The following is a 12997-nucleotide window of genomic DNA, read 5'->3' on the forward strand; positions in this document are numbered from 1 at the left end:
GATTACTTAGTAGTTTTCTCTTTCTCTTCGTAGAGATAGAACCCACCAACCAAGCTTAAGCCTTCAGGTAACACAAGAGAATAGTTTCCTTTCTCTGTTTGGAAAGCACTACCAACTGTATGAAACTTGAGCTTATCCTTACCTTTTTCATCTTTACCAATGACTTCTGTAACAACGATATTTAGTCGACCTGCAAGTGGTACAGGCGTATCTTTCGTCGTCATTAACAGTAATCCCTCTGAAATAGTGACATTAGGCACTAATTTCACAGATGCACTTTTAGCAACTGGATCGATCCATACTGAACCCACTTCTGTATAAAAACGGTCAGAAGAACCAGCTTTAGCTTTAGACGCAACTTTGATACATGCATTAGGTTTGTTATTAGCCATGATATTTTCCTCATCTTAATTTGTAGTCAAATGGACTGTTAGGTTTCAAGATTAGTTTGGAAGGTATAAGACTAAAATTCAACCACCATATTTCCTATAGGAAATTTGCATTGCAAAAATAGTTTTGAAAACCGATGAATGAAAAAGCCCCTTTCAAAGGGGCCTAATGCTTTAACGTAAAAATCACTGTTTGATATGATCCACCCTTAAGCGCAGTTCTCCACCACTATCTAACTTAAGTACTTCAGATGTAGGTTTCAGTAAATTTACCTTAAATGAATGTACTTTGACTAACTGTACAACCTGGTTAGCAAAACATTCCTTTTTAAAATCGTATGATGAATACTTTTGATCATCAATTAAATACTCTGTCAGCTTAAAATTCTTTTCTGGAAGGCCAGAGCTATATTCAATCAAATAGCCACGTTTAAACTCTTTACCGTGAAACAGTTCGGTAGATTTTCCGTTACCCGAAGAGCACTCCTTTACAGGATATGTAATGCTGTCTAAATGACTGAGGTATCCGGCTGGCTCAGAAGCTAGTATTGTCATTGGCACTGACAAGCTTTTCTTCTGGATATCGAGCACATCAATTGAAAGATAAAAATCATTATTGTTTGAAAATGCTGAAAAGCTTGCAGACGTAAGTGCTAAAAAAGATATAAGTAAACATTTATTCATCGGCCATAACCTCTATTTGTAAACCAATAATTTCGCAATGACTATATCACAACACTTCATACTCACATTAGATAATTATTAAGCTCTTCAAAATCAAAAATGATTACCGAGCAATTCAGATCTTCCCAAAAATTAATTTTTTCAACTAAATCTGGAGGTAATATTAGACCATGACTAATACATACCTTTACATCACTCAGACGAAGCAAAGCAGTTTGCAACTTTGTTCCATCTTGCTTTTTAGATAAACCTTGCATAGTGTCCGTTATCAAGCTTAACTGCCCCATAATTTTCAACTGGACAAGTATAGCTTTTGCTTCTAGTGAAGATAAACGATGCATTTGACTGTATATAGTTTCAAAATACACACTCCCAACGCAAGGATAAATTTCGACATCCTTTTCAAGGTTAACAAATTGTAACCCAACCCGATCAACTTGTTTCGAATAATCAGCTTTTCCTTCCATTTCTTGAGTAAGAAACTTCTCTAGCGCAGCTTCATCAATTTCTTCGACTGATACTTTTTCAGTCATGAGGATACGATAGATGTGCTGAGTTTCAGCTTCGCAAGCTTCAAATAAATTAGATCCATTACCTCCATTACCGAGCACCTTGAAGCCATAAAGCGCTTTTTTATATTGTTCATTTAACATTTTAATCTCCAAGTTCATATTTTGGGAGGAATACAACTAAGTTAAAGCACCAATAAATAGTAACAGTTCTATATTAGCTCCAACTTTTCAGAATAATACTTTTTTGCATTGCAAAAAAAAGCCCAAATTTAGACATCGCTAAAAATGGGCTGTGATCTCAATATTTAGGTCAAAAGTGGACTCTTGGGTAGAAGTACCATTCACTAAGTTAAATCACTTCAAAGCAAATATTACATAAAAAAAATGCGTTTTTGCTATTCAGAACATCTGATAGATAAAAACAATATTTTTGCATTGCAAAAATTTTAGACGTTAAACCACCAAATCAAACTCTTTTGGCCTCTTACTTAAAAACTGCTCCGCTAACGCTTGGATTCGACTTTTATCACTAAACTTGGTTTCAAGCTGTTTACCAGGATCTATGATCCCAGTTGATTGAAACTGCTTAATACCAAGCACTTCGACCATCGGAGGATCAGAACCCTCATTTGTATTGAGATAAATAGCCGTGATTTGTTCTTGCTGTCCTTCGCGGTTAAGACGCCCAATTATTTGCTCATGCACTTTTGGGGACCAATCAAGCTCACCAAAAACAACTGTTGAACAACGAGATTGCAAACCATCAAGTCCGGCACCACTGCGTAGTGACATTATGAATAAATTCGTTTCTCCAGAAACAAAGCGGCGCACTGCGTCATTCTTTTGTTTCTCACTTTCTGAGCCTGTGTACATAGCAGGGTTTAAGTCAGCGAGTTCATCTAACCAAATGCAATATACGTCACGATGCCAGCCCATCAATAATACTGGAATATCATTCTCAAGTAAGATGCGTATATAACGAGCAACGCCAAGTGCTTTAGATACTCCTGTAGTATGCCTCATCATCAAATCAAGTTCGCGTCCTGCTTGTCCACGGCTATAGAAGTCTCCCGTTGTCGCTTTGATAGCCAGATGTTTAGCTAATTCCTCAACTGATTTGAGCGCTTTCTGATCGGCTTCAATATGTTCAACTATGGTATTTATAGGGGGCATTTGTTGACCAACATCACGTTTTGTTCGGCGTAACATTAGGTTTTGCTCACGAAGATACGAACCCAATGCATCAGGATCTTTTACACGCCTATCGTCGATACACCACTCTCGGAGGAAGTCATACAGACTCCCCAGGGCAAGATCATCTAAAAATTGAATAATATTCCAAATTTCAGCACCATAGTTATAAATTGGGGTGGCTGATAATCCAAGTTTATAGATAGCAGCATCGGCTAAAACCTTTGCAGCCTGCCCCTTTCCACTATCCGTCCCTCTACGCAATTCTTGTATTTCATCAAAAATAACAGTTTTGAAGAAACCATCCCCAAAAGTATCAATCCAACCAAGAAGTTGGCTGTATTTAAATAAATAGACATCAGCAGCAGGAAGATTATAAGGTTTAGTGCCCTTTATTTTATGAACTTTCAAATGGGTGAAGCTTTCTATCTTCTCTTGCCATTGAGTTTGCAAATGCGTCTGCATGACGACAGCAGCAGGTAATGCTTGCGGGTGAAGACATAAACCTGCAGCTGTATAGGTTTTCCCCAAACCTACGTCATCGCCAAGCAATAACGCACGACGAGCTAATATTAAGTCGATCGCTTGTCCTTGGTATTGCCGTATTTTCTGCCCGTCTTTTAATCCATTAAGCACAGATGGTAAGTAATCAGGCCGCAAAATATCTTCCATGAACGACTGTTCAGCAACGAATGCTTGGCGACCAGACTCAAGCATATCGCTTTGCGCTTTTGGCATCTCCATTGGATAACGTTGTAGAAACCAAGATAAATCTGCGCAATGCTGTTTATCATTTGGAAATTCAAATGACCCGATTTGATGCTTCGGAACTCTAGGAAACAATTGCTTTAGTCTTATAGCAACATGGGGCGGTACGCACTGCAACAGCCACTTATTTCCATTAAGCGTCAGCTGGCCATAAGTACGATTCATAACCATGCCTCACCAATAGAGATTACTGCAGCAGGCTTGTTTTTGATGAGTGGAGGTAAGTTCATAGCAGTCCCTGTCAACAACACGACAGCAATGACTTTTTCATGTGTTGCATAGCGACTTAATTGACGAAAAATAGACATTCTTTTAGCCTTAAGCTTCAGCTCCACGGCAATTAATCCGGTGCTTGCTTGCAACACAAAATCGACGATATCACCATCAGACAATCTGTACTCACGTTCATATGTGAAGTCACTATTAATTAATGCTGATTCAAATTCTGACTGAGCCTGTTTTTCAACAACAGCATTCAGTCGTGAACGACTAGCCAAAAAATGCAATTGATTGAGCAAACTATCTAATTCACTTTCTTGATTAAATGCAGTTTTTCCAGTCATAATTTTTCCTCATAGCAGCTAACATTCATCAATTTTAATAGTGGTTAAAATAGGCTAAATGAGATAATACCAAGGATTAAAAGGATCTGATTTTTCAGCAAGTAAGCAAAAATACCTCTTTCCATTTTTTTGCATTGCAAAAAACTTTGCTCGTTTTCGAAGGAAAAAGATCTCCGAGTGTTCGAGATCAATGGGCGTAAAAAATAGATCTGCTTGATCTTTACCCCCTGAAAATTTGCATTGCAAAAAAATCCAGGTATGCCCACTCCCTTCCTGGGGGGAAAATCCCCCCGCCAGCCCTCCCCCCTCACTACGTTCGTCCGGCGTCCCCCCATTTAAATGAAGTCGGCAAATGTTCCGCATCACGAGCACTATTATCAATTTTGCCTCCAACCGCCGCTTCAACCTACACCTCGGGACTCGGCGTAGGTGCGCGGCGAGCCCTCTTTTCCTCTTTTTTTGCTGTTATTTTCCACTCGGGCGAGACAACGGCGCGGGGGTTCTCCGCATCACGAGCACTCCCCTGTTAAACCCCCGCGCCTTGCGCTCTAGGTGAAATTATAAATTTCACCTAGAGCGCATGGTCTCGCCCTCTCTAGCGTTTTCATTGTTCAGATTTCATTGTACAATTTAACTCATTATTTCCAGTCAAACGGGATCGATAAATTGCTAAACGATCGCACAAACAATAACCAGATCAATGCAGATATTTGCGACATCGTTAGAGATCGATTGATCGCACTGCAGCGATTAAAGAAAAGAAAAAAGAATCCGTTTAAATCGAAATTGAGCCGTTATGCAGACGAAATTTTCATTTTGAGAGATGGGCAAGCTGCAAGCTTCGAGTTGATAAAAATATATCTTTGGAAACATCATCGGATGAAAACAACCAAAGGAAATGTTAGACATTTTTATCTTGCGATTAAAAATGAAGTTGAAATGTTCAATCAAAGTCAAACCGATGACAAGTATTGGGGTGACGTTGGGAGTAGTGAATGAAACAAACCAATATTTCAAAGTTACGTTCACAAGCTGCAAGAGCACTGAAGAGTCAACAAGCTTGGGGCCACAGCCGCGCTGACACAAAACGGTCAGACGGCACAAGTGCAGGTATTCACTCCGTCAGAACATGGAATGAGAACGTCACTGCATTAGCTAAAATTGCTGATGAAATGGGCGTTAGAAGACTCAAAGAAATTGATATCAAAAATTCCATTGAATACTTAATTTTGCGTGTAAAGGCAGATCTTTCGGATAAAACACTTAGTCGTGACAGGGTTGCACTTGAACGATTTCTTGGACGTAAATTACCTTGTTACCAAGATCTGCAAAAAATGGGGAAAGATCCTAAGCAAATCGATAAATGGATGAAGTTGGCTTTTAAGTTCATGGCAGCAAAGTCAGGTAATCCTAATACACCGTTAGGTAAGCGCAGCAATAAGAATGAAGTACCTAGTAAAGCCGGAGTGGGAAATAAAAGAAACAGTCCTTCAAGACCTGGTGATAGTCCTCGTCGTCTCAAAGACATTTCTCGGGCTTATACAGACAATCAAGTCAGAGAAATAGCAAATAGCTTTGAGAAAGAGCGGGAAAGATTAGCAATATTACTCATGAGAGATTCAGGCTTGCGGGTTCACGAAATGTTTACATTACGTAGAGTTGGAGAAGGTAAACCCGTCACGAACCAAAGGGATTGGATCAAAGAACGTCATTTGTTACGTGAAAACGGGGTTAAATATTTGGTCACTGGAAAAGGTGGACTTACTCGGGAAGTTGTCATATCAAAGCCTCTAGCTGAACGCCTAGAAAAGCTTAGATTTCAAAAACCTCAGAAGGTCAGAGATCGGAAAGTCATTTATAGGCAACGTTATAATTTACTGGGTGGAAATGCTTTATCCAGTCGTTTCACGTTGGCATCAAAAAATGAACTTGGTTTTTCACTTGGGGCTCACGGATTTCGCCATAGTTATGCCCAAGCTCGAATGACGGTTTTACTTTCTAATGGAGTGAAAGTGAGATTAGCGAAACAAATTGTCTCCCAAGAAATGGGACATATGAGAGTAAGCATCACAAATACTTATCTTAGGTAGAACATGAAACGCTTTATTTTTTTGAATACTTTGAAAATATTACAGTGATCGAGGTCAATGCCAAATTGCTTGAACTCTCTCGATTTTACTGTAGTACCATCAATTTTTGAAATTGTCATAGTCTGTTGAATGACGTCACTCCACAGAAGCCCTGATTCATCTAAAAAATCTATCACCAACTCATCTGCATCGCCAACTAGCAAAATGACTTTCATAAATTCAGGCTTCTCGGGCCACGTACCAGTTACTGTTCTTTCAGCGTTTGGACCGTAAAGAGCAAATCCCCAGGAACCATAAATAAACGCTTTAATCTCATGACAATGAAAAATGTCATGAGTCTCTTTCAATAAGTGAAAAATATGTTTCTTTAAATAAATCGGCGCGTTGATTTTGTATGTAAAAAGACCTGCTTGGTAGAAAAGCAAATATCTTGGTTGTTTATTATCAATAAGTAACTTATTAATAATATTCTTTTCTGCCACCACTCTATCATGCTTGCGCAAAAGAGAGTGCTGCCCATTGCTCCACATAAACACCTCAAATTGAATTAAATGATTGAGTATTATGAAGCTTTTTGTAATGATATTTTCTTTCTGAACAACGTATCTTTGATGTAGGTATACAATGATCTTTGAATTATTTTCGTTTGAACATGTAGAGGAAGATGTTAGACATTATGTACGACATATGAGAAAGGCTAAATGTATAGACACTTTAATCATTATGACTGAACGTATGGAGTGCAAAAAAATATCACATCAAGAAAAAAACAATATAAATCATGCCTTTTGCATCAGGGAACTCGAATTGCAATGGGGAAGAATTTAACAAGATTTTTTGCATTGCAAAAAATCTTTAGCTTCTTAGCCGTGCTTCATTCATTGCAATACTGAATTTCATCATAAAATCTGCTTCGAACTTGTAACCAGCTTGTATCAAAGCACTAATGTTTGCAGTCAAATTGTTTAGTTCTTCAACGCTTGGGTTTCCATCACTATTGGCTTCAAAACTTTCTACAACGGCCCAAGTTTCTTTAGCGAGATCGATTGGATTACGTTCATTACCTAATTTAGCCCTTTCCTTTTTTTCTGCTGCATCGATAAGTACAGGATCAACCCAATAGAACAAAAACTCAATATGAGTAATTTTCCTGCCCTGCTTCTTGTAACTCCAACCTAGGTTCTGAGTCTTTTCATCAACAATGAATTTGATCCGATGTTCTTTAGACTCTATTTCTCGTATGGCCGGAGAAATAATTCGCTCAATAAAACTATTTGTCCTAGCGTAAGTTTTTTTTATCAGATTGCCCTTTTCATCTAGTAAACCAAAGAAAGCATGTAATTCTTCCAGTGAAAATGGGTTCAATTTTCCTTGGCCATACTTAAATCGACACAGAGCGGTATAAAGCCTCTTTGCATAATCCGTCTCTAACGCTTTGAATGTGTCGTTATAGATCTGACTATGCCCTTGCGACAGACACAGGTACTCATTCATGAGCAGATCATTAGGCACAATTGTCAATATCCCATCTTCGTAAGATACTTGCTTAAATAAACTCCGGTAGATAAATTTGCGCTTGTTGGGCTCCTGTAGACCAATAATTTTTTCACTTAATCTTTTGGCTGGCTCTTTGATCACATTATAAAGAGACCGATTATCCACTTTAAGCCATTCGCATAACACGTTTGATGTGAAGCTATAGTGAGGCGATAGAACTGAAGGTTTCGTGTTCGAGTCCTCCGGTACTGACCAATGTTCTTTGTCGAGTCTTGATAGCAATAGTGCGAAGATATCATGCTCCACGGGCGACATAGAAAGCTGTGAAAAAACCAGTCGATGCGCCTGTCTAAAAAAATCAGATGTTAACTGCCCTATTCTGTCAGTTTTAACTAAATTAGTGTTCATTTCGTGGCCTAAAGTTGATTAAGTCACATTTAACTCGTCAAGTACCAGAGTAAAACGTGACTTATAGTTCATAGGTCTGTCAGCAAGCCGCTTCGAGTCAATTCATGACGTTACGATGAAACTTACTTTAACGACCTGTTTGCACAATCATTTACGCTTAGTACCGAAACACCGGAGCAATGCGTGTCTTTAAAAGACATCCTATCAGAAAAAAGCAGAGTATCAAGTGTCTTTAAGAGTAAAAGTCACTTGATACTCTGCTTAATAAGCCGTTATTTCCTATGTTCAATTTTGTAATTGATCATATCCCCATTATATGAACGCATGAGAGAGTAAGATGTGTTTTTTAGCTTACCTATTGGATGTTATAAAGTTTTCTTCCGAAATTATCCACATCGAGGAGCTAAAATAGCAGAGTAGAGCGTGTTCATTGTCAGAATCAAACGATGCAATTATCAGAGTAAACAGTGTCAATTAGCAGAATCAAACGATGCAATTATCAGAGTAAACAGTGTCAACTAGCAGAGTATGACGTGTTAAATTGTATTGTAGGCTGCTGTTTTTAAAAGCTTAATTCAACCTCATAGATCTTTATAGATCTTTATAGATCTCTATAGACTCTTTATAGATCTTATTATATAAGCAGTGCATATGTGCATATGTTTCGCAAGCGAACATACACACATAGACACTGCGCAACAATATCGTTTTTATCTGAATTTAATAAAGACCAAAAGATCTATGACTTACCGAAGATAATGGCATACTTCGCTTTGCTCAACGCCTCTCGCCAGTTTTGCTGCTCGCTCCACGTAGCGTTAGTATGCTTCACATTATGCTGCCACAGCTCAAGCATCAATTTTAAGGTATTCCTATCAACGTCATTGCTAAAACTATCCCTGATCTGTTGGCCATCTTCAGGGGTCAAGACAACCGCTACCCATATTTGATCATCTTGCAGGACCAAGGTATTTTCACAAAGATAAAGTCGTTGTGGAGATTCATTAGCATTTGCTGGAATTTCGATACAAAAGTCATCCCTGGCATGAAAATACCAAAGACAAAAGGCTCGAACATCAAACACATGAGAATGCCAAAATACGTCTTCTAGCCTAGATATCAACACGTTAGCCACCGCCTCTACAGTCAAATCTTCGAAGATATGCCTGAGTTGAGGTTGGTACATCGACATTGGATCTATATCGTAAATAATGGCTTTTTTTTCTGCCTCAGCAACGCATTGGTAAAATTCAGCTACTTTCTCTCGATGAGATTCGAGCCCTAAGTCGCTCAATGATAACTGCAGCAATTCAGGCCACCACATAAAACCAAAGTGCGGATGAAAGGCAAAACGAGATCTGTTTTTAATCTGTATTTTTTTTGGGAATAGCATTACATGCAGAAGTTCTGACTTTTGATAATCATAATTACTATTCGTTAAAAAGTTCCACGCAGAGAAAATCAGTTTATAAGCAAGATACGTCCGGCACAGTTCCATTACCTCATAAGAGGTTAATCCCATATCCGCATACAGTTGTAGGTAGACTTCTATGCCACATGCACAAGAGATATTGGAGGTTTCATACTTAGCAAGGGCCATAGTATTGACAGCACTAGGTCTAAATATATAGCCACCCGCTCTAACTGCAGCGAAAAAATTCCCGTACCCGTGAGGATACCCAAGCGCCAAAGAAAAGAGATTATCAAGATGTGATAATTTCTGCTTGTTACCAGTATGGAATATTTCTGTCGCCCTGAACTGGCTTCGGAGGTCGTACAGATCTGATTCATTCAAAATTGCAGTGTTCATGTTTTCACCATGTTTACTGCGACACCCTCAAGTTACCTTATCGCAGACATGACAATGAACGCTGAAGGTTAAATTGATCAATGAAGGTTTGTTTTAGGCCGAGGGAAGCCTGAGCATCTTCATGCTCACACAAAAAGTGCTTGATAAGTATTGGTCAGCCTTTTACTTATGTCAATTTAGGGGCTCTTTAAGACCGCATAGTCCCTTTGTTCGTTTAAGTGATGCTAGCATTTTCATCAATATAAATAAGTCACTACACATCTCATTAATGGCACCATACTTGCTTTTCCTTCTGCTAGACCGGAGCGAAGCGACTGCTTTTAGCTAGCTATGAAGCGCGTTTGAAGCCAAACGGTCGTAGACAAAATACACCTTCAGCAATTCTTTTGCTTTTTGATATCGCCCCTAACGCGAAGCGTTAGGCAATGGCGATGCATTATATTTCTTTTACTAAAGATAATGCACATCGACTTTAGGTCGTGTGCATATCCGTTTTATTTATAAAACGCGGTATGTTCAGGAATAACTTTCGAGGTAAATATTCTTTGTAAGTAGAAAATAATCCGAATCCTGTCTAAAACAGCAATGGTCTGCATTAATATCTGAATTTTTAAGTGTGTGCTGATTATTTTTTGAACTGGAATTTTAAACAGATGTGACTAATCACTGGTAGCTAAACCAGTGATTATAAAGATATAAATTAGGTTCGAGTTTCTAGTATTTCGAGTAGTAAGAGGTCGAATTGCTCACCAAATGTAACACCGTGTTTCTCACGAATTATTTTAGTTGCTTCATAGACATAGATTGGTGGCAATGCCGTCTTAAGTTGTCTTAACCTCAGTTCTACATCACTCATTTTAGGTGTCTTTCTCTGTTGGACGATCTTACGCTCAGCTTCTTTTAACCGCTGTTCAGCATCCATTACACGCTTTGTATGCTTATTATCGCCCGTGAACTCGCGCTTTATCCGTGCAAGTAAATTTCGTACAGATGGTAATTTTAGTGTTGCAATGCGATCAGACTCAGCTTGCCTTAACACTTCACTTTGCCTTTTTTCTTTAAGACTTTTAGCCAGGCCATTTTTGACTTGCCACTTTCTCGCTCGACTAATCATTTTTCTCGTTTCGTCAAGCGTTAACCCTAAGCCAATGAAAAATTTTGGTTTGAAGAAAATTCTTGATGATTTATAGGTCCCGCTTTCGCGATCGAACTCTCTAACAACCAAAATCATATCAGCTGCTTCTAAATCATCTAATGCACCATGAACCGGATCACATGATTTACGACCATGCTTATATTGGCCATTATCGCCATCATATCCTGGTTCGTATGTATGTAGCTGACCAATCATCTCAGCAAGGCATTCAATTGATGCCTTAACTTCAAACAAATAAGGAGCGTCAGGATCGTAATCGGCACGATAAATCATCGCCCTAGCTAGGGCATCTAGGGTTTCTTCTCTCTCAGCGCGAATTGAAGCCTTTCTAGGCGGGATAGTTCTCGTTTTCCAGCTTCCGTCAGCTGTTTTCCATCGTTTGATGGTCGCACCACAAGCTCTTAACTTGCGTATGTAACGATTCTGGCTCCAGTTATGACGAGATAATAATCTGTCCAAACTTTTTGCCAGTGCAATGTTAGGCATGGGCAAATCAAAACACGGCTTGTATCGTCGCCAAGTGTTGCGTTCGGCTTGCCAAGCTTGTTGAAAAGTATCAAATACTTCCATCTGAATTACCCAATCCTAAAGCCAAAACAGGATTGAGCTGAAGTGATTTTCGATGCATCACAAATCCCTTGTTGTTGTTTTTTTAAATAAACAGGGTTGACCGCATGCGATACTCACATTAGAATTAACTCACAACAGTTGAGTTCTAATGCTGGCGCAAGCAGTTTTAGCTCAGTTTCAAAGACCCCGCCACTGCAATGGTGGGGTTTTGTTTTTATATCATTTGATTATTCTGTTTTTAAATCATCAATTTCACTCGGCTTTAGCACGAAGATTACACTCGGCACATCTAAATCTAATCGTTTAATCGCCTGTATCACAGCATTAAACGATTTGAACTCACGAAGCTTATTGCTTCTAGCAAAAGCACCTGACATATAACTCAGGCCACTCTCCCCCTTTAACGCGATCACATAATGAGTTGCATCTAGTGGTGATGGCATGATCATAAGCGATCTTTTATGCTTAGGATCGATTCGAAATAGATCTACAAGGCTATTTTGTGAAATCAGATTTAATTGCACTTCTGAATTTGGCACGTTGCCTCCAGTTCGTTACGGTAAATCACGCTAACCATTCTACCTTAGAATCAAACTAGATCAATCTTTTTTATAAAAAAGATACGCCAAATCACCGAATTAGTGATCTTTTTGGCATTCCTTAAAAACACATATTATCAACGGTGATCATTACATAAAAGATCGGAAAGATCGGTTGGATTTTTTGCAATGCAAATTTTTGTACAAAAAACATTCAGTAATTTGCGCGTTGGTATTGGTCAACTTGATTTATGCTAAGTTGATCCTAGCAGGATCGAAACCTATTACAACGTAACTATTGTCGAGAGGAAATGAGCAAGGATAGGAGTTTGGAGATAGATAGTAGTTGAGATTAAGACGAACGATTGGGCACATGGTTATCGATGACAAATAAACGCAACAATTGCTATCTTGAGGCGATAATAAGTTGATGGTGATGTGCAATAATGTTGATTTGCCTCATCATCACAAGCCAGTGCATAACAGGCACTATCCCAACGCTTTGATAGCGAATTTAATAATTTATTGATCATTTTATTTTTGTATCCGTAATGAATTTATTGCTTATCGTAAAACTTCCCTTTTTCGTAATCAGATTCAGCTTGATCAAAAGTATAATGCTTATTGTCGACTTTAATCCCCCCTTTATTGTTATCGTATTTGTTCATAAAACGGTCCTTTTCATCATCGTCATCCGTACTATCAGGCATCACAGAAAGTATATAGGCGAAAGCAGTTAAAAATGCAATAAACACTTGTCCTAGTGTAACTAAAATTAATAATAATAGGTCTAGTGAACCTTTGATAAAATGTTTTAAGC

At 38.6% G+C, this 12997-nt stretch carries 13 protein-coding genes; 2 read left to right on the top strand and 11 right to left on the bottom strand.

The window, feature by feature from the left end; genetic code table 11:
- Nucleotides 1-2: 2 nt before the first annotated feature.
- From KFE26_RS20445 to KFE26_RS20465, 5 genes are all read right to left on the bottom strand, one after another.
- Entirely contained in the window at nt 3-392 is a 390-nt protein-coding gene (locus KFE26_RS20445; RefSeq protein ID WP_212601556.1) for a hypothetical protein, read from the bottom strand.
- A 183-nt stretch (nt 393-575) separates the two neighbouring features.
- Nucleotides 576-1073 (bottom strand): hypothetical protein, encoded by a 498-nt coding sequence (locus KFE26_RS20450; RefSeq protein WP_212601557.1) that lies wholly within the window; start codon nt 1071-1073, stop codon nt 576-578.
- A 62-nt stretch (nt 1074-1135) separates the two neighbouring features.
- On the bottom strand, nt 1136-1726 hold the full coding sequence (locus tag KFE26_RS20455; protein WP_212601558.1) for a hypothetical protein: 591 nt from the start codon (nt 1724-1726) through the stop codon (nt 1136-1138).
- Nucleotides 1727-2038: 312 nt separating this feature from the next.
- Entirely contained in the window at nt 2039-3709 is a 1671-nt protein-coding gene (locus KFE26_RS20460) for a DEAD/DEAH box helicase (RefSeq protein WP_212601559.1), read from the bottom strand.
- Entirely contained in the window at nt 3706-4107 is a 402-nt protein-coding gene (locus tag KFE26_RS20465) for a hypothetical protein (RefSeq protein ID WP_212601560.1), read from the bottom strand. The genes KFE26_RS20460 and KFE26_RS20465 overlap by 4 nt, the downstream gene beginning before the upstream one ends.
- A 666-nt stretch (nt 4108-4773) precedes the next feature.
- Between KFE26_RS20465 and KFE26_RS20470 the strand changes: the two genes are divergently transcribed.
- Together KFE26_RS20470 and KFE26_RS20475 are read left to right on the top strand one after the other, a co-directional pair.
- Nucleotides 4774-5106 (top strand): hypothetical protein, encoded by a 333-nt coding sequence (locus tag KFE26_RS20470; RefSeq protein WP_212601561.1) that lies wholly within the window; start codon nt 4774-4776, stop codon nt 5104-5106.
- Entirely contained in the window at nt 5103-6197 is a 1095-nt protein-coding gene (locus tag KFE26_RS20475) for a site-specific integrase (protein WP_212601562.1), read from the top strand. Before KFE26_RS20470 ends, KFE26_RS20475 begins: the two co-directional genes overlap by 4 nt.
- On the opposite strand, the gene KFE26_RS20480 is transcribed toward KFE26_RS20475, so the two are convergent.
- The 6 genes from KFE26_RS20480 to KFE26_RS20505 form a co-directional block, all read right to left on the bottom strand.
- Entirely contained in the window at nt 6185-6727 is a 543-nt protein-coding gene (locus tag KFE26_RS20480; RefSeq protein ID WP_212601563.1) for a hypothetical protein, read from the bottom strand. The two genes, KFE26_RS20475 and KFE26_RS20480, sit on opposite strands and share 13 nt — an antisense overlap.
- A 325-nt stretch (nt 6728-7052) precedes the next feature.
- On the bottom strand, nt 7053-8102 hold the full coding sequence (locus KFE26_RS20485) for a replication initiation protein (RefSeq protein WP_212601564.1): 1050 nt from the start codon (nt 8100-8102) through the stop codon (nt 7053-7055).
- A gap of 739 nt (nt 8103-8841) precedes the next feature.
- Nucleotides 8842-9912 carry a hypothetical protein gene (locus tag KFE26_RS20490; protein ID WP_212601565.1) on the bottom strand — a complete coding sequence of 357 codons (1071 nt, stop codon included), beginning with the start codon at nt 9910-9912 and terminating at the stop codon, nt 8842-8844.
- 700 nt (nt 9913-10612) lie between these two features.
- Entirely contained in the window at nt 10613-11638 is a 1026-nt protein-coding gene (locus KFE26_RS20495; protein WP_212601566.1) for a hypothetical protein, read from the bottom strand.
- Between the two features lie 227 nt (nt 11639-11865).
- Nucleotides 11866-12177: a hypothetical protein gene (locus KFE26_RS20500; RefSeq protein WP_212601567.1), complete on the bottom strand. Its 312-nt coding sequence runs from the start codon at nt 12175-12177 to the stop codon at nt 11866-11868.
- Nucleotides 12178-12734: 557 nt separating this feature from the next.
- The coding region (locus KFE26_RS20505) for a hypothetical protein (RefSeq protein ID WP_212601568.1) at nt 12735-12997 on the bottom strand (263 nt) is incomplete at its 5' end.

This window comes from Shewanella sp. M16, assembly GCF_018224605.1.
Lineage (GTDB): Bacteria > Pseudomonadota > Gammaproteobacteria > Enterobacterales > Shewanellaceae > Shewanella > Shewanella oncorhynchi.

What these genes read in the sequence shown, in the direction of transcription:
- KFE26_RS20445 (WP_212601556.1), bottom strand. Translation starts at nt 392, where the DNA reads ATGGCTAATAACAAACCTAATGCATGTATCAAAGTTGCGTCTAAAGCT.
- KFE26_RS20450 (WP_212601557.1), bottom strand. Translation starts at nt 1,073, where the DNA reads ATGAATAAATGTTTACTTATATCTTTTTTAGCACTTACGTCTGCAAGC.
- KFE26_RS20455 (WP_212601558.1), bottom strand. Translation starts at nt 1,726, where the DNA reads ATGTTAAATGAACAATATAAAAAAGCGCTTTATGGCTTCAAGGTGCTC.
- KFE26_RS20460 (WP_212601559.1), bottom strand. Translation starts at nt 3,709, where the DNA reads ATGAATCGTACTTATGGCCAGCTGACGCTTAATGGAAATAAGTGGCTG.
- KFE26_RS20465 (WP_212601560.1), bottom strand. Translation starts at nt 4,107, where the DNA reads ATGACTGGAAAAACTGCATTTAATCAAGAAAGTGAATTAGATAGTTTG.
- KFE26_RS20475 (WP_212601562.1), top strand. Translation starts at nt 5,103, where the DNA reads ATGAAACAAACCAATATTTCAAAGTTACGTTCACAAGCTGCAAGAGCA.
- KFE26_RS20480 (WP_212601563.1), bottom strand. Translation starts at nt 6,727, where the DNA reads ATGTGGAGCAATGGGCAGCACTCTCTTTTGCGCAAGCATGATAGAGTG.
- KFE26_RS20485 (WP_212601564.1), bottom strand. Translation starts at nt 8,102, where the DNA reads ATGAACACTAATTTAGTTAAAACTGACAGAATAGGGCAGTTAACATCT.
- KFE26_RS20490 (WP_212601565.1), bottom strand. Translation starts at nt 9,912, where the DNA reads ATGAACACTGCAATTTTGAATGAATCAGATCTGTACGACCTCCGAAGC.
- KFE26_RS20495 (WP_212601566.1), bottom strand. Translation starts at nt 11,638, where the DNA reads ATGGAAGTATTTGATACTTTTCAACAAGCTTGGCAAGCCGAACGCAAC.